The sequence below is a fragment of the Streptomyces ruber genome, from assembly GCF_014648075.1.
In the GTDB taxonomy this organism is placed as follows: domain Bacteria; phylum Actinomycetota; class Actinomycetes; order Streptomycetales; family Streptomycetaceae; genus Streptomyces; species Streptomyces ruber.
In genome coordinates, this window is sequence record NZ_BMQK01000025.1 from 70,365 (window position 1) to 88,978 (window position 18,614).

At 72.4% G+C, this 18,614-nt stretch carries 15 protein-coding genes and 1 pseudogene; 10 read left to right on the top strand and 6 right to left on the bottom strand.

Annotation, left to right across the window (positions count from 1 at the left end):
- Positions 1–158: 158 nt before the first annotated feature.
- Positions 159–1,646, top strand: a complete 1,488-nt coding sequence (gene proP, locus IEZ04_RS32180; RefSeq protein WP_189220519.1) for a glycine betaine/L-proline transporter ProP — start codon at positions 159–161, stop codon at positions 1,644–1,646.
- A 15-nt stretch (positions 1,647–1,661) separates the two neighbouring features.
- On the opposite strand, the gene IEZ04_RS35415 is transcribed toward proP, so the two are convergent.
- Both IEZ04_RS35415 and IEZ04_RS32190 read right to left on the bottom strand, forming a co-directional pair.
- Entirely contained in the window at positions 1,662–1,823 is a 162-nt protein-coding gene (locus IEZ04_RS35415) for a globin family protein (RefSeq protein WP_229821421.1), read from the bottom strand.
- A 436-nt stretch (positions 1,824–2,259) separates the two neighbouring features.
- On the bottom strand, positions 2,260–2,931 hold the full coding sequence (locus IEZ04_RS32190; protein WP_189220520.1) for an MmyB family transcriptional regulator: 672 nt from the start codon (positions 2,929–2,931) through the stop codon (positions 2,260–2,262).
- Positions 2,932–3,197: 266 nt separating this feature from the next.
- Here IEZ04_RS32190 and IEZ04_RS32195 point away from each other — a divergent pair, with 266 nt between their 5' ends.
- Positions 3,198–3,863: a helix-turn-helix domain-containing protein gene (locus IEZ04_RS32195; protein WP_189220521.1), complete on the top strand. Its 666-nt coding sequence runs from the start codon at positions 3,198–3,200 to the stop codon at positions 3,861–3,863.
- 26 nt (positions 3,864–3,889) lie between these two features.
- Here IEZ04_RS32195 and IEZ04_RS32200 read toward each other — a convergent pair whose 3' ends face one another.
- Complete coding sequence (locus tag IEZ04_RS32200; protein WP_189220522.1) at positions 3,890–4,930, bottom strand: alpha/beta fold hydrolase; 1,041 nt, start codon at positions 4,928–4,930, stop codon at positions 3,890–3,892.
- Positions 4,931–5,163: 233 nt separating this feature from the next.
- Here IEZ04_RS32200 and IEZ04_RS32205 point away from each other — a divergent pair, with 233 nt between their 5' ends.
- On the top strand, positions 5,164–5,391 hold the full coding sequence (locus IEZ04_RS32205) for a hypothetical protein (RefSeq protein ID WP_189220523.1): 228 nt from the start codon (positions 5,164–5,166) through the stop codon (positions 5,389–5,391).
- Between the two features lie 224 nt (positions 5,392–5,615).
- Positions 5,616–6,737 carry an ATP-grasp domain-containing protein gene (locus tag IEZ04_RS32210; RefSeq protein ID WP_189220524.1) on the top strand — a complete coding sequence of 374 codons (1,122 nt, stop codon included), beginning with the start codon at positions 5,616–5,618 and terminating at the stop codon, positions 6,735–6,737.
- A 69-nt stretch (positions 6,738–6,806) separates the two neighbouring features.
- On the opposite strand, the gene IEZ04_RS32215 is transcribed toward IEZ04_RS32210, so the two are convergent.
- Positions 6,807–8,147 (bottom strand): 6-phospho-beta-glucosidase, encoded by a 1,341-nt coding sequence (locus tag IEZ04_RS32215; RefSeq protein ID WP_189220525.1) that lies wholly within the window; start codon positions 8,145–8,147, stop codon positions 6,807–6,809.
- A 56-nt stretch (positions 8,148–8,203) separates the two neighbouring features.
- Entirely contained in the window at positions 8,204–9,730 is a 1,527-nt protein-coding gene (locus IEZ04_RS32220) for an acyl-CoA synthetase (RefSeq protein WP_189220526.1), read from the bottom strand.
- A 311-nt stretch (positions 9,731–10,041) separates the two neighbouring features.
- Between IEZ04_RS32220 and IEZ04_RS32225 the strand changes: the two genes are divergently transcribed.
- A complete protein-coding gene (locus IEZ04_RS32225; protein WP_189220527.1) occupies positions 10,042–11,436 on the top strand; it encodes a glycoside hydrolase family 16 protein in 1,395 nt (464 codons plus the stop codon).
- A gap of 108 nt (positions 11,437–11,544) precedes the next feature.
- Here the strand turns inward: IEZ04_RS32225 and IEZ04_RS32230 are convergent, their stop codons facing one another.
- A complete protein-coding gene (locus tag IEZ04_RS32230) occupies positions 11,545–12,483 on the bottom strand; it encodes a helix-turn-helix domain-containing protein (protein WP_189220528.1) in 939 nt (312 codons plus the stop codon).
- 175 nt (positions 12,484–12,658) lie between these two features.
- On the opposite strand from IEZ04_RS32230, the gene tkt reads away from it, so the two are divergent.
- The 5 genes and pseudogenes from tkt to IEZ04_RS32255 form a co-directional block, all read left to right on the top strand.
- Complete coding sequence (tkt, locus tag IEZ04_RS32235; RefSeq protein ID WP_189220529.1) at positions 12,659–14,752, top strand: transketolase; 2,094 nt, start codon at positions 12,659–12,661, stop codon at positions 14,750–14,752.
- 28 nt (positions 14,753–14,780) lie between these two features.
- Positions 14,781–15,935, top strand: coding sequence for a transaldolase (tal, locus tag IEZ04_RS32240; protein ID WP_189220530.1), 1,155 nt, complete (start codon positions 14,781–14,783; stop codon positions 15,933–15,935).
- Positions 15,935–17,467: a glucose-6-phosphate dehydrogenase gene (zwf, locus tag IEZ04_RS32245; protein WP_189220531.1), complete on the top strand. Its 1,533-nt coding sequence runs from the start codon at positions 15,935–15,937 to the stop codon at positions 17,465–17,467. Before tal ends, zwf begins: the two co-directional genes overlap by 1 nt.
- Positions 17,464–18,399 (top strand): glucose-6-phosphate dehydrogenase assembly protein OpcA, encoded by a 936-nt coding sequence (gene opcA / locus IEZ04_RS32250; protein WP_189220532.1) that lies wholly within the window; start codon positions 17,464–17,466, stop codon positions 18,397–18,399. Before zwf ends, opcA begins: the two co-directional genes overlap by 4 nt.
- Positions 18,392–18,614, top strand: a pseudogene (locus tag IEZ04_RS32255) (glucose-6-phosphate isomerase); the annotation flags it as partial. The gene opcA and the pseudogene IEZ04_RS32255, both read left to right, overlap by 8 nt.

Genomic DNA, 18,614 nt, shown 5'->3' on the forward strand with positions numbered 1-18,614 from the left:
CGCGCCTCCGCGGTGTACGGACGGGAACGTTGGGCAGCAGCCTCGGCGTGCGCCGAACGATCAATACGGCACAGAATTCACAGAGGCAAACAGCAGTGACGCAACAGAAAGGCGGCAACGTGGTCGACGAACCATCCGGGTCCCCGAAGCGGGTGAGGATGCCCACGACGGTCGCGAACCTGCCACGGCACGTCCGGGAGGAACTGGCCCACCGGCTCCGCCGCACCAAGCGGGGCTTCCGCGAGGAGGACGTCCAGGTCGTCGAGGGCCCCCTGCTGAAACGCGCGGTCGGCGCCTCGGCGCTCGGCAACTGCATGGAGTGGTTCGACTTCGGCGTCTACAGCTACCTCGCCGCCACCATCGGCAAGGTGTTCTTCCCCGGCGCCTCGCCGGGAGCGCAGCTGATCTCCTCCTTCGCCACCTTCGCCGCGGCGTTCGTCGTCCGCCCGCTGGGCGGCCTGGTGTTCGGTCCGCTCGGCGACCGCATCGGCCGGCAGAAGGTGCTCGCCACCACCATGATCATGATGGCGGTCGGCACCTTCGCGATCGGCCTGATCCCCAGCTACGCCACCATCGGCATCGCGGCCCCGATCCTGCTGCTGGTCGCCCGGATGGTGCAGGGCTTCTCCACCGGCGGCGAGTACGGCGGTGCCACCACCTTCGTCGCCGAGTACTCGCCGGACCGCCGCCGCGGCTTCCTGTCCAGCTGGCTCGACTTCGGCACCTTCACCGGGTACGCGCTCGGCTCGGCGCTGGTCACCGTGCTGAACCTGGCGCTCACCGAGGACCAGATGCTCTCCTGGGGCTGGCGGCTGCCGTTCCTGATCGCCGGTCCGCTGGGCATCATCGGTCTGTACATGCGGACGAGACTCGAGGAGTCCCCGGCCTTCCAGCAGCAGCTCGACGAGCACGAGAAGAGCCTCGCGCAGGACTCCGCGGGCAGCGAGTTCAAGACCATCGTCAGGAACCACTGGCGGCCACTGCTGGTGTGCATGGGTCTGGTGCTGCTCTACAACGTCACCAACTACATGGTCACCGGCTACCTCGTCACCTACCAGACGGAGACCCTGGACCGCTCCAGCGGCTTCGCCGACGTCCTGGTGCTCATCGGGATGCTGTGGATCGTGCTCCTGATCACCTTCCTCGGCCGCCTCAGCGACCGGGTCGGCCGGCGGCCGCTGTACGCCGTCGGTGCGGCGGCGATGATCCTCCTCGCCGTACCGTCGTTCCTGCTGCTGAAGTCGGGCGGCACCCTGGCACCGATCCTCGGCGTGCTGATCCTGTCCACCCTGCTGGCCTGCTTCGCCGCGCCGACCGCCGCCACGCTGCCCGCGCTCTTCCCGACCGCCGTGCGCTACGCGGCCATGGGCATCGGCTTCAACATCGCCGTGGCGGCCTTCGGCGGCACCACGCCGCTGGTCACCGAGGCGCTGGTGAACGTCACCGGTGACCAGCTGATGCCCGCGTACTACCTGATGGCGGCCGGTCTCATCGGCCTGGTGACCGTCAGGTTCCTCCCGGAGAGCGCCCAGGCCCCGCTGCACGGCTCCCAGCCGATGGTCGGCTCGCGGCAGGAGCAACGGGAGCTCATCACGACCTCCCAGGACCTCTACCGCTTCTCCCAGGAACGCTCCGGGACCCGCTGAGCCGCCACCGCGCACTCAGGCGGTGACGATGGACTGCTTCAGCGGCAGCAGCGTCTCCGCGACCGTGCCGGTCGTCGTCTCGTCCGCTCCGGCCTGGGCGGGCGACGCGGCCAGACGGTCCACGACCCGGCCGAACGCGGCGTCCGTGATCGCCAGGTGCGCGTGGGCCTTCCGCATGGAGCGGCCGGAGCAGGGGCGGGTGGCTCCGAGGGCCTGGCCGGTGAACCGGCTCCGGTGCCGTTTCGGCCGGTCCGGGTCCACCCCCTCGAAGTCGTGCTCCAGGTCGGGGTCCCCGAGGGCTGCCGGTGGCCCGGGGCTGCGTTTCGCGCGTGGGCGCGGCGTGTGAGATGCAGGTCACCCGGAGCTCCCTCCGGCCGGGACCGCGGCGGGAGGAGCTACTGACCGTCCGCTGACCACGTCCTGACACCGGGGCAAGGACCGGCCACGACGCTGACGTCATGACCGACACCACATCCGGCAAGCCGAGCCCCACCGCCACCACCACCCTCTTCGAGCAGCTCGGTGGTGATCCAGGCGCGGCAGGTGAAGCGGGTGCCGATGCGGGGCTCGTTCACGAACTGAACGCCGACGGTGCCGGGACTCCCGGAGCGGCTCAGCGCTCGGGCGCGGGCACCACGCTGAGGTGGGCCGCCGTACGCCGGGCGGGGCCGGTACCGCGGCCGCGCGCCCTGCGGCGCCGTGCCTCGCGCAGTACCAGGGTCATGCGTGTGTATCCCATCTCCTGCAGGGTCTTCGGGGTGTCGCCGACGACTCTGCAGTCGGTTCTGCCCCACCGTGGATCGGGGTGGTGCAGCGGCCGTACGGCGCCGTCGTCCTCGGCGGCCGCGGGTCCGACCGTACGGATCCAGTGCGGCACGCCCTGGCGGTAGGCGGCGTCCATGATGGGGTCCTGGGCGATGTCCCGGCGGATGGACTGCAGGCCGCCGTCCTGGCCGTGACGCTGCTCGGCGGCGGCGAAGCCGGCCAGCATCGGCAGGCACCAGCTGGACTCGTGCTCGCCGAGCACGGTCGCCGCGTCGGGGTGGAAGAGCACGAACCTGAGGAAGTTGTCCCCGGGCATGGCGGTCGGATGCGGGCCGACACAGTCGAACAGCCGCTCGTACGCGCTGTTGGCCAGCACGACGTCCCAGCGGTGGTCGAAGACGACGGACGGGAAGGGGACGGCCTCCAGGTACACGGCGTAGTCCTGCAGATACGCCTGTGCCCTCGGATCCTCGGGGACGGGCCGCGGTACGGACCGCTGCCCTCCTGCCTGGTACGCCATCGGGAGGTCACCCCTCTTGCCTCTGCGGCCTTCACGTGGCGTCTTGATCCTGCTGCCCCCGCCCGAGTGGTGTCAACTATCGTGGCATTTGAGCGCGGTTGACGGCTGAATGTCGCCACAGTTGTGGCGAGACGTGGATGGCGGTTCACGTCTGGGGCTAATCTCCGTGCAGTTCACGGAGGTTGCCGGCCCCGGCGACCTCGCGTCCCGGGTCGTTCCGCTCCATCATGAGATTGGCTTGGAAGAGAGACGTGGGAGATCTGTCGGTGACGGATGGCTTCGAGGTTCCGGACGCCGCGGCGACGGTGCCGCTGCCGGCCGTCGTGGCCCGCGTCACCGCGCTCGCCGACCGGCTCGACGTGCCCCTCGGCGAGGTCTTCGACAGCCACCGCCTCTCGGTCGCCTCCGGTGTGCCGGAGAACGTGGTGAAGGAGCTGCTGGACGGCCGCCGCGCCGGGGAACCGGACGTGCAGGCCCGCTTCCTGCAGCGGCTCGACCTGTTACGGCGCACCCGGCTGAAGCCGGGCGGCCGCAAGTACACCCAGCAGGAGATCGCCGACGGGGCGGGCATGTCGCGCCAGCAGGCGGGCGCCCTGATCAACGGCGACCGGCGGCCCACGATGGAACACTGCGACGCCATCCAGCGGTTCTTCGGCGTGCGCGCCGGCTTCCTCACGGCCGAGGACCCCGAGGCGCTCGCGACCGTGCTCATGCGTACCGAGCAGGAGCTCCTCCAGCAGCTCGCCGACCGCGAGCGCGCGGCCGCCGACAGCGAGCGCGCCGCCGGCGACCCGCTGGAGCGCCTGCTGCAGGACCACGGGGTCCGCGGCATCGCCTGGCGCGCCGCCCAGCTGCCCACCGACCAGCACCGCGACAAGGTGGCGGAGTGGCTCGACATGCTCCTGGAGAGCGTCCGGCGGCCCGGGTCCTGACCTGCCCCGCAGGGGCCGGCACCGCCTCATGTGGCGCTGCGTTCGCTCGCCTCCTTCAGGTCCTCCGCCACGGCGCGGGCGTGTGCGGTGTCGGGCCGGCCGCCCGCCGTCGCCGGGCGGCCCGCCAGCAGCAGCTCCCGCCAGTGCTCGCGGCTCCAGTCGGCCGGGAGCGTGGAGTTCACGAAGTCCTCGACGAGGCTGAGGAAACGGGCGGGGTCGGTGTGGAACGGGAAGTGGCCCGCCCCCTCGAACACCGCCAGCCGGCTGCCCGGCATCGCCTCGTGGGCGCGGTACGCGTGCCGCACCGGCACCACGCTGTCCCGGTCGCCCCACAGCAGCATGGTCGGCATGCCCTCGGTCAGGTAGCAGCGGTCCAGCATGGTCACCGCCTGGCCCCGCCAGTCGACGACGGCCCGCAGCGTACGGATGAAGGCGCTGCGCGAGGTCGCGTCGGGCAGCGCGTCCACCATGGTCAGCAGTTCGGGCGCGTCCTGCCCGAGGTCGGTGTCCAGAAACCTCATCAGCCGCGCGAACAGCTCCACTTGCAGCCGCATCCCGGGCAGCGTCAGCAGGGCCAGCAGCAGCGGAGCGCCGGGCAGCGACACGGCCCGCAGCACGGCGTTCACCTCGCGGCCGACTCCCCCGGCGCTGACCAGGATCAGCCGTTCGGTGCGCTCCGGGTACTGGTAGGCGAACTGCATCGCCACACCGCCGCCCAGTGAGTGCCCGACCAGGGTGGCCGACTCGATGCCGAGCGCGGTGAGCAGGTCGCGGACCCCGTTGGCGTACGCGGCCACCGAGTAGTCGGCCCGCGGTTTGTCGGAGGCGCCGTGGCCGAGCAGGTCGGGCGCGATCACGGTGTGGCCGCGGGCGAGGTCGGGGATGACCTCGGCCCAGGTCGCGGAGGAGTCCCCGATGCCGTGGATGAGGACGAGCGGGGGCCCCTCGCCCGCCAGTCGGTACGCGCGGCGGTAGCCGTGCACGACCCGGTACCGCAGCTCCAGTTCCCCGTCGGCGACCGACCGCAGACGGGCACGCAGTGGGCGCCGGTGCGGTGCGTCGTCCACGGGCCCCTCCCGTTCCTCGGGCCGCCGGGCGGCCGAAAGCGAACACCCGGGCCTCCCGCACGCGCGGAACGCCCGTTTTCCCAGGCGTTTTGTCAGGATTCCCCTCCGCTGAGCGGGCGAACCGCCGGGGACGGAAACGGGATTGTCAGTGGTGGGCGGCAAGCTGGGGGTGTGCCGCGGCCGTGCCGGGGCGCACGTGCCGTTCCGCCCGTCCGACCAGGGAGAGCCGACCGATGCAGACCGTCGCACCGACCGACCGTGAACGTGCCGCCGTCCAGGCCTATCTGCGGCTGACACGGACCGTACGAGCCGCCTTCGACGGCCCCCCGGACGAGGGGCGACCACCCGTGGTGCCGGCCGCCGCCCTGGCGGAGGCCGAGCAGGCCCTGTCGGCGGCCGGCCTCGCGGGCAACGAGGAGGAGTTCTTCCGCCTGTTGAGGCACTGGTGCCGCGAGGGATGACGCGCCGCGGGGGCCCGGACGGGCAGTCGTACAGCAGGAGCAGCGGGGCGCGGGCAAGGATTAACACACGCGTGACAGAAACAGGGGGCCGAGTGGCTCTATGATCGCCCCAACACCACCGCCGCGCCGCTTCCTTCGCGTACGGCGGTTCGGCGTACCTCCCTTCCCCCTGGCCGGGCCCGGCCTGCTCCGCCGTGCCCGCACATGCCCGAAAGGCGGCCTGCATGGTCTCTCGCGTACGCGTCTGGCTCAACCGCACGTACGCGGAGAACGTGTTCTTCGTGGATCAGCTGAGAAACAATCCGCAGGGCCGCCCGGTCGAGGTCCACGCCACCCACGGCGATCCCGACTCGCCCGTGCTGGCCGCCGCCGACACCGCGGAGCTGGAGCCGGAGGGCCTGTCCTCGGCCGCGTACGTGGAGTACGCCCTCGACCAGTGCCGGCGGCGGGGCATCCACGTGTTCGTGCCCCGGCTGCACCAGGCGGCCGTCGCCGCGCACCGCGCGGAGTTCGCGGCCGCGGGCACGGCCCTGCTGGCGCCGCCCGCCGATGCCGTACAGGTCTTCGAGGACAAGGTGACGGCGTACGAGGCGGTGGAGGCGCTCGGGGTGCCGGTGCCGCCGTACCGCCGGGTGCGCGACGCGGACCAGCTCCTCGCCGCGGTCGAGGCGCTGGAGGAGGACGGGCACAAGGCGTGCTTCAAGCCGGCGTCGGGCGCGGGCGGGGTCGGTTTCCGCATCGTGACGCGCTCCCCGTTCTCGCTCACGCACCTGGGCGGATTCCCGAGCCCGTACGTGCCGCTGGAGCTGGTCGTGGCGGCGGTGCGCGAGGCCGCGGAGCCGGTCGACTGGCTGGTGATGCCCCGGCTCGGGGAGCCGGAAGTGTCCGTCGACTGCCTGACCGGCCCCGACGGGCGGGTCCGCATGGCGGTGGGCCGCACGAAGAACGGCCGCCGGCGCGGCTTCACCCTGCACCCGTCGGTGATCGAGCCGGCCCGCCGGATCGCGGAGGGCTTCGGCCTGCACTACCTGACGAACATCCAGTTCCGCGTGTTCGGCGACGAGCCGGTCCTGCTGGACGTCAACACCCGCCCGGCGGGCGGCCTGCACCAGCTCTCGCTGTGCGGCCTCAACGCGCCGTGGGCGGCGGTGCGGCTGGCCCTCGGCGAGGACCCGGGCGAGCTGCGCCCGCAGCGCCTCGGCCAGGACTACGCGGTCGTCTCCGGCCCCCGTCCCGTCCGCCCGGTCTCCCTCCCCTACCAGCGCCCGGAACACCCCCCGGCCGCCCCCGCGGCCCGGACCGCCCCGGCCCGCGCCCAGTCCTCGGGCAGGCCGCTGGCGGTGTGAGCGCGGCCGGGCGGTCCGGCCGTCCGGGGCCGCCCGCCGGGCCGCGGGCGGAAGGTGCCGGGACGGCGCTCAGCGCAGGTAGGCGAGGCCGGGGTGGACCGCGGTGTAGCCGTCGACCAGTCTGCGGGCCACGTTCACCGAGTCGACGAGCGGGTGCAGCGCGAAGGCCTTCACCGCGTCCCGGCGCGAACCCGATCCGGCAGCCGCGAGGACCTCCCGCTCGACGGCCTTCACCGCGCTCACCAGCCCGGTGGCGTGGCCGGGCAGCGGATCGACGGAGAAGGGGTGCGCGCCGCTCGCGTCGACGAGACAGGGCACCTCGATGACGGCCTCCGGGTCGAGGACCGGCAGGGTGTGGCCGTTGCGGACGTTGAGGATCAGGGTCGCGCGCTCGTCGCGGGCGATGCCCCGCATCAGGGCGAGGGCGACCTTCTCGTAACCGCCGGACAGGTCGTCCGCGTCGCGTTCGCCGGCGTCGGCCGTCTCCCGGTTCTCCGCCATGTAGGTCGCCTCGCGCTCGTTGCGGGTGCGCTCCCAGGCCAGCAACGCCTCGGCGTCCGGGCGGCGCATCTCCTCGTAGAAGCGCGCCTGCTGGTCGCGCAGGAAGGCGCCGCGGGTCCGCTCGGCCTCCTGGTAGGCGCGTACGGTCTCGCGGTTGAAGTAGTAGTAGTGCAGGTACTCGTTCGGGACGGCGCCCAGCGCCTGGAGCCACTCCGGGCCGAAGAGCCTGCCCTCCTCGAAGGAGCCGAGCAGGTCGGTGTCGGCGAGCAGGCGCGGGAGCAGGTCGCGGCCCCCGACGCGCAGGCCCCGCACCCAGCCCAGGTGGTTGAGGCCGACGTAGTCGATCCACGCCTCGCGCGGGTCCGCGACACCGAGCACGCGGGCGATGCGGCGGCCGAGGCCGACCGGCGAGTCGCAGATGCCGATCACCCGGTCGCCGAGGGTGCGGGACATCGCCTCGGTGACCAGGCCCGCCGGGTTGGTGAAGTTGATGACCCAGGCGTCGGGGGCGAGCCGGGCGACGCGGCGGGCGATGTCGACGGCGACGGGCACGGTGCGCAGGCCGTACGCGATGCCGCCCGCCCCGACCGTCTCCTGGCCGAGGACGCCCTCCGCGAGCGCCACCCGCTCGTCGTCCGCCCGTCCCTCCAGGCCGCCGACGCGGATCGCGGAGAACAGGAAGTCGGCGCCGCGCAGCGCCTCGTCCAGGTCGGTGGTGGCGGTCACCTCGGGCGCGTCGGGAACCCCCGCGGCCTGCTCGGCCAGGACCCGGGTCACGGCGGACAGCCGCCCCGCGTCCAGGTCGTGCAGCACGACCCGGGTCACCCGCCCCGCGGCGCGGTCGGCGAGGAGCGCCCCGTACACGAGCGGGACCCGGAACCCGCCGCCACCCAGAATCGTCAGCCGCACGCCACTTCCGCCTTTCCCGTCCCGGTCACTGCCCCGAAGTTACCGCGACGCCCCGCTCAGGCGTCGTCCCCCGGCGGCGGAGCCGTTCCGTACCGCTCGCGCACCTCCTGCTTCAGGATCTTGCCGGAGGCCGTGCGCGGGAGTGCGGTGGTGATCACGAGCGACTTCGGGATCTTGTACTTGGCCAGCTGTCCGGAGAGGGAGCGGAGCACCTCCTCCGGGTCGGGCGAGGCGTCCCCGCACGGCACCACGACCGCCCGCGGCACCTCGCCCCAGGTGGCGTCGGGAACGCCGATCACCGCGCACTCGGCGATGCCGGGATGGGCGAGGAGCCGGTCCTCGACCTCGGCGGGGTAGACGTTCTCGCCACCGGAGATGATCACGTCCTTGATCCGGTCGACGATGCGGGCGTGGCCGTCCCGGTCGAGCCGGGCGGCGTCACCGGTGCGGAACCAGCCGTCGGTGAAGGCCGCCGCCGTCTCCTCCGGCAGCCCCCAGTACCCGGACATCACGGCCGGCCCGCGCACCAGCACCTCGCCGGTCCCGCCCGGCGCGACGGGCGGCAGGCCGGGCCCCGGCCCCGCGAGCGTGACGTCGGCGAAGAAGTGCGGGACGCCCGCCGAACCCGCCTTGCGCACGGAGTGCTCGCCGTCGAGCAGGAGGACGCCGAGCGCCTCGGTCGTGCCGTAGCCCTGGAGGAACGTCAGGCCGCGGGCCTGGTACGTGTCGATCAGCGGCGTCGGCACCGGGGCGCCGCCGCAGCTCAGCATGCGCAGGCTGGACAGGTCCGCCGCCGCCCAGCGCGGGTGCCGGGCGATCCGCTCGTACATGGCGGGCACGCCGAACATGTAGCTGATCCGGTGGTGTTCGATCAGGTCGAGGGTCTCGCCGGGGTCGAACGCCGCGGTCAGGACGCAGGTGCCGCCCTTGAGCAGGACCGGCAGGGTGAGCACGGCCAGCCCGGCTATGTGGAACAGCGGGGCGGAGACCAGGGCCCGTTCGTCGGCGCGGAGATCCTGGTCGACGAGGAGGTTGACCGCGTTCCAGGTGAGGTTGGCGTGCGAGAGCATCGCGCCCTTGGGGCGGCCCGTCGTGCCCGAGGTGTAGAGGACGAGGCAGGTGTCGCCGGGGGCGACGGGCTCGTCGAACGGCTCGTCCGCGGCCCCGGCGACCGCCGCCTCGTACGCGGCGCCGACCTGGAGGGACGTACGGACCCGCGAGCCGCCGTGGGATGCGGTGACGAGCTCCGCGTGGGCGGGCGCGTGCACGAGGACGGTGGCGCCGGAGTCGGTGAGCTGGTGGGTGAGTTCGGGAGCGGTGAGGCGGGTGTTGAGCGGCACGAGGACCGCGCCGAGCACGCCCGCGGCGAACAGTGTCTCCAGGAAGGAGGGGTGGTTCGGTCCGAGGTAGGCGATGCGGTCGCCGCGGCGCACTCCCCGGGCGCGCAGGGCGTGCGCGAGGCGGGTGGTGCGGTCGTGCAGTTCGGCGTAGCTCGTCGTGGCGCCGCCGTGCACCAGGGCGGCGCGGTGGGGGGTCCTGCGGGCCCTGCGGGCCGGCCAGGACCCCAGTCCCTCGTTGCGCATCGCCCGCCCCCCTGTGGTTCGCGGTGACCGTTCCGCCCTGTGCGCGTCCCGCTGCGACCAGAGTGGCACCCCGTCACCACCGGTGCCCATCGCCCGTCCGGTGGTATCGCGGGCATCCCCCGGCGGCACCATCCACCACGAACCGGGTTCAACGGATGAACTCGCCCCTCGTCTGCGGACTTTCCCTGCTTCACCTCTTGACGACCGGGGTGCCCGGGAGCACATTGAGCCCGCAGCTCTCCATGAGAGCGCTCTCACCACCTCAGTACTCCCCCCCAGCACCTCACCCCCGCACAGACGAAGAGGTCCTCATGAGAAGAACCCCCACACCCCGCACGACCCCCACCCCGGCGAGACGCCGGCCCCTGCGCCGCGCGCTGGTCGCCCTCGTCAGCGCCTTCGGTCTCGCGGCGACCGGCGCCTCGGTGGCCGAGGCCAGCGCGCCCACGCCGCCGTCCGGCTGGACCCAGCTCTTCGTCGACGACTTCAACGGCGCGGCCGGCACCGGGGTAGACACCTCCAAGTGGCAGTACGCGACCGGCACCGGCTACCCCGGCGGGCCCTCGAACTGGGGCACCGGGGAGATCGAGAGGATGACGTCCAGTACGGAGAACGTCGCGCTCGACGGCAGCGGCAACCTCCGCATCACCCCGCGGCGCGACGCCGCCGGCAACTGGACCTCGGGCCGCATCGAGACCGTCCGCACGGACTTCCAGCCGCCCGCGGGCGGCAAGCTGCGCATCGAGTCCCGCATCCAGCTGCCGAACGTGACGGGCGCCGCGGCCCGCGGCTACTGGCCCGCGTTCTGGGCCCTCGGCGCGCCGCACCGGGGCAACTACTGGAACTGGCCGAGCATCGGTGAGCTCGACATCATGGAGAACGCCAACGGCCTGAACACCGTCCACGCCACGATGCACTGCGGCACCAGCCCGGGCGGCCCGTGCAACGAGACCTCCGGCATCGGCGGCTCCACCACCTGCCAGGGCACCACGTGCCAGGCCGGCTTCCACACCTACGGACTGGAGTGGGACCGCTCGACCGGCGTCGAGGAGATCCGCTTCTACCTCGACGGCAGGAACTACCACACCGTGCGGGCCGACCAGGTCGACGCGACGACCTGGCGCAACGCCACCGACCACGGGTTCTTCGTCATCCTGAACGTGGCGATGGGCGGCGGCTTCGTGGACGCCTTCGGCGGCGGCCCGGACGCGGCCACGGTGCCCGGCCACCCGATGGTCGTCGACTACGTCCAGGTGCTCTCCAGCGGCGGCGGCACCACGCCGCCCACGGGCAACCGTGACGCGTACGGCACCATCCAGGCCGAGTCGTACGACAGCCAGGGCGGGACCATGACCGAGGCCACCTCCGACAGCGGCGGCGGCCAGAACCTCGGCGCCCTCGCGAACGGCGACTGGGCCCTGTACAAGGGCGTGAACTTCGGCTCCTCCCCGGCCACCCAGTTCCGCGCGCGGGTCGCGAGCGGCGCGCCCACCGGGGTGAGCGGGCTGGTCGAGGTGCGCCTCGGCAGCCGGACGAGCACGCCGGTCGGCAGCATCGCGGTGGGCAACACGGGCGGCTGGCAGTCCTGGCGGACGCTCCCCACGAACATCGGCGGCATCACGGGAACCCACGACGTCTACCTGACCTTCACGAGCGGCCAGCCGCAGGACTTCGTGAACGTGAACTGGTTCGGCTTCACCCGCTGAGGTCTTCCTGCCGAGGCCTCACCCGCTGAGGCGGTTGTGACAGGGGCGGGTCGCACGCGCGCGCGTGCGACCCGCCCCTCGCCGTGTCCGTACGTACCCGTACGCCCGTCAGCGCAGCTCCGCCCGGAAGGCCACCGGAGTGACGCCGGCGTGCAGCTGGAAGAACTTCGAGAAGTTGGCCGCGTCCGGGAAGCCGACGGCCGCGCCGACCCGGCCGATCGGCAGCCCGGTGTGGGCCAGCAGCCGCTTGGCCTCCAGGATCACCCGCCGGTCGATGAAGCCCTTGGGGGTCTGGCCCGTCGCGGCACGGACCGCGCGGACGAGGGTGCGGCGGGAGCAGCCGAGCGCGTCGGCGTACGCGCTGACGCTGTGGTTGGTGGGATACCCCTGCTCGACGGCGTCCCGGAAGCGGGTGAACGTCGTGTCGGCCTGCCGCCGCCCGGCCTCGGCCGAGCTGGCCGCGAGATGCGCGAGGCGGAGCAGGAACGCGCTCAGCGAGTGCCGCAGCACCGCGGTGTGCGGGCCGGGCGGCAGGGTCTCCGTGTCGGTGTACTCGCGCTCCAGCTGCGCGAGGGAGCTGCGCAGGCCCGCCAGCTCGGCGGGGCCGGGGCGCAGGAGCGGGGGCAGATCGTACCGGTAGAGCCCCGCCGCCTCCACCGTGGCGCGTGGCAGGAAGCCGGGCTGCATGGTCAGCGCGGTCCCGCGGTACTCGGACGCGCGGGAGAAGCGGTGCACCTGTCCGGGACGGACCCAGAGCAGGTCACCGGCCGAGGCCTGGTACTCGGCGAAGTCGATCATGTGAGCAACGGGGCCGCCGCTGAACAACATCACCACGTGGAAGTCGATGCGGTGCACGCGCTCCAGCGGTGCGTCGGTGTCGTCGGTGACCCAGAGACGGCCCGGTCCCATCGGGCCTATCTGCATCCCGACGCCGGACAGGTGCGTACCCGCCGGAAAGGTGAACGTCCTGATGCCCCCACCGTCCTCGCGGCGCGGGTCGCCGCTCCGCTCCTCCACACACCCGGTCCGGGTGGTTCTGCCCGTCATGTCCCTCTCGCGTCGAGTCGATCCGTCCCGGACCCGCCCGCGGCGGCCCCGGTGTCCCACTTTCACCGAAGGCTGACACAGGCAGACCTTTCCCGCCAAAAGTCAGACTTTTAGTTTTGAACATGCCAGAACACGTCAGAGCTGTTCCCCTGCTCCGATCGAGGACCTGTTGAAGATGAGCGCGCACACACCCGACCGTTTCGAGTGGACCGATCTCGACCGGCGTGCCGTCGACACGGCCCGTGTCCTCGCGGCCGACGCCGTGCAGAAGGTCGGCAACGGCCACCCGGGCACGGCGATGAGTCTCGCGCCCGCCGCGTACACGCTGTTCCAGAAGGTGATGCGGCACGATCCCGCCGACCCCGAGTGGACCGGCCGCGACCGCTTCGTCCTCTCCCCCGGGCACACCTCGCTGACGCTCTACACCCAGCTCTTCCTGGCCGGGTACGAACTGGAGCTGGCCGACCTGGAGGCGTTCCGCACGCACGGGTCGAAGACGCCCGGTCACCCGGAGTACGGGCACACGGCCGGGGTGGAGGTCACCACGGGCCCGCTGGGGCAGGGCACCGCGAACGCGGTGGGCATGGCGATGGCCGCCCGCTACGAACGCGGTCTGTTCGACCCGGACGCCCCGGCCGGCGAGTCCCCCTTCGACCACATGGTCTGGGCGATCGTCTCCGACGGCGACCTGGAGGAGGGCATCTCCGCCGAGGCCTCCTCCCTCGCGGGCCACCAGAGGCTCGGCAACCTCGTCTTCCTCTACGACGACAACCACATCTCCATCGAGGGCGACACCGCCACCGCGTTCTCCGAGGACGTGGTGGCGCGGTACGAGGCGTACGGCTGGCACGTCCAGCGGATCCAGCCCGCCCCCAACGGTGACATCGATGTCCGCGCCCTGTACGAGGCGCTGAGCGCCGCGCGGGCCGAGACCACGCGCCCCTCGTTCATCGCGATGCGCACGATCATCGCCTTCCCCGCCCCGCACGCGCAGAACACCGAGGCCGCGCACGGCTCGGCGCTGGGCGAGGACGAGGTCGCGGCCACCAAGCGCGTCCTCGGCTTCGACCCGGCCGGGCACTTCGAGGTCGCCGACGAGGTCCTCGCCCACACCCGGAAGGCCCTCGACCGGGGCGCCGAGGCGCACGCCGCCTGGCACAGGCGGGTCGGCGAGTGGCGCGAGGCCCACCCCGAGCGCGCACTGCTGTTCGACCGCGTGGTCGCCGGCCAGCTCCCCGAGGGCTGGGAGAAGCACCTGCCGGTCTTCGAGGAGGGCAAGGCGGTGGCCACCCGCGCCGCGTCCGGCAAGGTCCTGCAAGCCCTCGGCGCGGTGATCCCGGAGCTGTGGGGCGGCTCGGCCGACCTCGCCGGCTCCAACAACACCACGATCGACAGGAACAGCAGCTTCCTGCCCGAGGGCAACCCGCTGCCGGGTGCGGACCCCTACGGGCGCACCCTCCACTTCGGCATCCGCGAGCACGCCATGGCCGCCGCCATGAACGGCATCGCGCTGCACGGCAACACCCGCGTCTACGGCGGCACCTTCCTGGTGTTCTCCGACTACATGCGCAACGCCGTCCGCCTCTCCGCGCTGATGCAGCTGCCGGTGACGTACGTGTGGACGCACGACTCCATCGGCCTCGGCGAGGACGGCCCCACCCACCAGCCCGTCGAGCACCTGGCGTCCCTCCGGGCCGTCCCGGGCCTGAACGTCGTCCGCCCGGCCGACGCCAACGAGACCGCCGCCGCCTGGGCCGAGATCCTCCGGCGCCACGCGACCCACCCGGCCCCGCACGGCCTCGCCCTCACCCGGCAGGGCGTGCCCACGTACGAGCCGAACCCGGACGTCGTGAAGGGCGGGTACGTGCTGCGGGACGCGTCCACCGGCGCGCCCGAGGTCATCCTGATCGCCACCGGCTCCGAGGTGCAGCTCGCCGTGGCCGCGCGCGAGACGATGGAGGCCGGGGGCGTGCCCACGCGGGTGGTGTCGATGCCGTGCGTGGAGTGGTTCGAGGAGCAGCCCCTCGCCTACCGCGAGAGTGTGCTGCCGCCGTCCGTGCGGGCCCGCGTGGCGGTCGAGGCGGGCATCGGCCTCACCTGGTACCGCTACGTGGGGGACCACGGACGCATCGTCTCCCTGGAGCACTTCGGCGCCTCCGCCGACGCCAGGACCCTGTTCACCGAGTACGGCTTCACCCCCGAGAACGTCGTCGCCGCCGCCCGGAACGCGCTCGCCGCGGTCACGGACGTGACGGCCGACCGCGGCTGATGAGAGCCCTGCGAGCCCCTGAAGAAAGATGATCACTGTGACCGATACGACCGCTGCGACGACCGCAGCCGCGGAACCGCTGAAGCGCCTGTCCGACGAGGGCGTCTCCATCTGGCTGGACGACCTCTCGCGCGAGCGCGTCACCTCCGGCAACCTGGCCGAACTGATCGAGAAGCGGCACGTGGTGGGCGTCACCACCAACCCGTCGATCTTCCAGGCCGCCATCGGCGCCGGCGTGGGCTACGAGGAGCAGCTCGCCGAGCTGGCCGTGCGCGGGGTGACGGTCGACGAGGCCGTACGGATGATGACCACCGCCGACGTACGCGCCGCCGCCGACGTCCTGCGCCCGGTGTACGAGGCCACCGCGGGCCGCGACGGCCGGGTCTCCATCGAGGTCGACCCGCGGCTCGCGCACGACACGGCCGCCACGGTCGCCGAGGCCAAGCAGCTCGCGTGGCTGGTGGACCGCCCCAACGTCATGATCAAGATTCCGGCGACCCGGGCGGGTCTCCCGGCGATCACCGAGGTCATCGGCCTGGGCATCAGCGTCAACGTCACGCTGATCTTCTCGCTGGAGCGCTACCGCGAGGTCATGGACGCCTATCTCGCGGGCCTGGAGAAGGCGAAGGAGGCCGGCCACGACCTGGCCTCGATCCACTCCGTCGCCTCCTTCTTCGTCTCCCGCGTCGACACCGAGATCGACAAGCGGCTGACCCGGCTGGGCACGGACGATGCCCTGGCGCTCAAGGGCCGCGCCGCCCTCGCCAACGCCCGGCTCGCCTACGCGGCCTACGAGGAGGTCTTCTCCTCCGGCCGCTGGAGTGCGCTCGCCGCGGCCGGCGCCCGCAAGCAGCGCCCGCTGTGGGCCTCCACGGGCGTGAAGGACCCGGCGTACAAGTCCACGCTGTACGTGGACGAGCTCGTCGCCCCCGGCACGGTCAACACCATGCCCGAGACGACCCTCCTCGCCACCGCCGAGCACGGCGACATCACCGGTGACACGGTGACCGGCGGGTACGCCCGGGCGCGCGCCGACCTGGCGGCCCTGGAGGCGCTCGGCATCTCCTACGACGAGGTCGTCCGGCGGCTGGAGGACGAGGGCGTGGCGAAGTTCGAGGCCGCCTGGCAGGACCTGCTGGCCGCGGTCGGGAAGTCCCTGGACGGGAAGGGAGCGGACGCGTGATGACCACCTCCACCTGGACCAACCCCCTGCAGGACAAGCGCGACCGCCGGCTGCCGCGCATCGCCGGGCCCTCCGGCCTGGTCATCTTCGGCGTGACCGGCGACCTGTCCCGCAAGAAGCTGATGCCGGCCGTGTACGACCTGGCCAACCGCGGACTGCTGCCGCCGGGCTTCTCGCTCGTCGGGTTCGCCCGGCGCGACTGGGAGGACCAGGACTTCGCGCAGGTGGTGCGGGACGCGGTGCGCGAGCACTCCCGCACCGAGTTCCGCGACGAGGTCTGGGAACAGCTCGCCGAGGGCATGCGGTTCATCCCCGGTGACTTCGACGACGACACGGCGTTCGAGCAGCTGCGCGAGGCCGTCGACGAGCTGAGCGCCTCCCGCGGCACCAACGGCAACTTCGCCTTCTACCTGTCCGTGCCGCCGAAGTTCTTCCCCAAGGTCGTCCAGCAGCTGAAGAAGCACGGGCTCGCCGACCAGTCGAAGGGGGCCTGGCGGCGCGCGGTCATCGAGAAGCCCTTCGGCCGCGACCTGGCCAGCGCGCGCGAGCTGAACGAGATCGTGCACGAGGTGTTCGACCCGGAGCAGGTGTTCCGCATCGACCACTACCTCGGCAAGGAGACCGTCCAGAACATCCTGGCGCTGCGCTTCGCCAACCAGATGTACGAGCCGCTCTGGAACCGGTCGTACGTCGACCACGTGCAGATCACGATGGCCGAGGACATCGGCATCGGCGGCCGGGCCGGCTACTACGACGGCATCGGCGCCGCCCGTGACGTCATCCAGAACCACCTCCTCCAGCTCCTCGCCCTCACCGCGATGGAGGAGCCCATCGCCTTCGACGCCGAGTCGCTGCTCACCGAGAAGCTCAAGGTCCTGAAGTCCGTGCGGCTGCCGGAGGACCTCGGCCGGCACACGGTGCGCGGACAGTACGCGCCCGCCTGGCAGGGCGGTGCGAAGGTGGCCGGGTACCTGGAGGAAGAGGGCATCGACCCGCAGTCGCGGACCGACACGTACGCGGCGATCAGGCTGGAGGTGGACAACCGCCGCTGGGCGGGCGTCCCCTTCTACCTGCGCGCCGGCAAGCGGCTCGGCCGCCGGGTGACGGAGATCGCGGTGGTCTTCCAGCGCGCTCCGCACTCCCCCTTCGACTCCACGGCGACCGAGGAGCTCGGCCACAACGCGATCGTGATCCGCGTCCAGCCGGACGAGGGCATGACCGTACGCTTCGGCTCCAAGGTGCCGGGCACGTCGATGGAGATCCGTGACGTGTCCATGGACTTCGCCTACGGCGAGTCGTTCACCGAGTCCAGCCCGGAGGCCTATGAACGCCTGATCCTGGACGTACTGCTCGGCGACGCCAACCTGTTCCCCCGCCACCAGGAGGTGGAGGAGTCCTGGAAGATCCTCGACCCGATCGAGGAGTACTGGGAGAGGCACGGCAGGCCCGCGCAGTACGCCTCGGGCTCCTGGGGCCCGAAGGAAGCCGACGAGATGCTCGCACGAGACGGACGGAGCTGGCGCAGGCCATGAGGATCGACCTGACCGACACCACGGCAAGCAAGATCAACAAAGCGCTCGTACAGGGTCGCCGCGCCCTCGGCACGCCCGCCGTGGGCATGGTGCTGACGATGGTCATCGTCACCGACGAGGAGAACGCGTACGACTCGATGAAGGCCGCGCAGCAGGCCTCGCACGAGCATCCGTCGCGCACCCTCGTGGTGATCAAGCGGCACGCCCGCAACCCCCGCGAGCGCCACCAGTCGCACCTGAACGCGGAGGTCCGCGTGGGCGCCGACGCGGGCACCGGCGAGACCGTGGTGCTGCGGCTGTACGGCGAGGTGTGCGACCACGCCGACTCCGTCGTGCTGCCGCTCCTGCTGCCCGACGCCCCCGTGGTCGTCTGGTGGCCGGTCGACGCGCCGGACGTCCCCGCGAAGGACCCGCTCGGTGCCCTCGCCCAGCGCCGCATCACCGACATGTACGCCGTCGAGAGCCCCCTCGCCACGCTGGAGCAGCGAGCGAACTCCTACGCGCCCGGCGACACCGACCTGGCCTGGACGCGGCTGACGCCGTGGCGCTCGATGCTGGCCGCGGCGCTCGACCAGGCCCGTGCGACGGTGACCTCGGCCGCCGTGGAGAGCGAGGCGGAGAACCCGAGCGCCGAGCTGCTGTCCCGCTGGCTGGAGGCGCGGCTGGGCGTGCGGGTCGAGCGGATCGTCACCGGCGGCCCCGTCGTCACCGGCGTACGGCTCGGCACCGAGCACGGCGAGATCACCATCGACCGCCCCGAGGGCCCCCTGGCCACGCTCACGCTGCCGGGCCAGCCCGCGCGCACCCTCGCCCTGAAGGTGCGCAGCACGTCCGAGCTGATCGCCGAGGAACTGCGCCGCCTGGACGCGGACGAGATGTACTGCGTCGCCCTGCGCGGCGAGCCCACCGAGGAGGGCCCCTTTCATGACTGACTCCCACCGGCTCGACCGGCGCCCCGAGTGGACCGCGCTGAAGGACCACCGGGCGCAGACGCTGCGCGACCCGGACCTGCGCGACCTGTTCGCGGCGGACCCCGGCCGGGCCGAGCGCTACACGCTGCGGGTCGGTGATCTGCACCTGGACTACTCCAAGCATCTGGTCACCGACGAGACGCTGGCGCTGCTGCGGGAACTGGCGGCGGCGACGG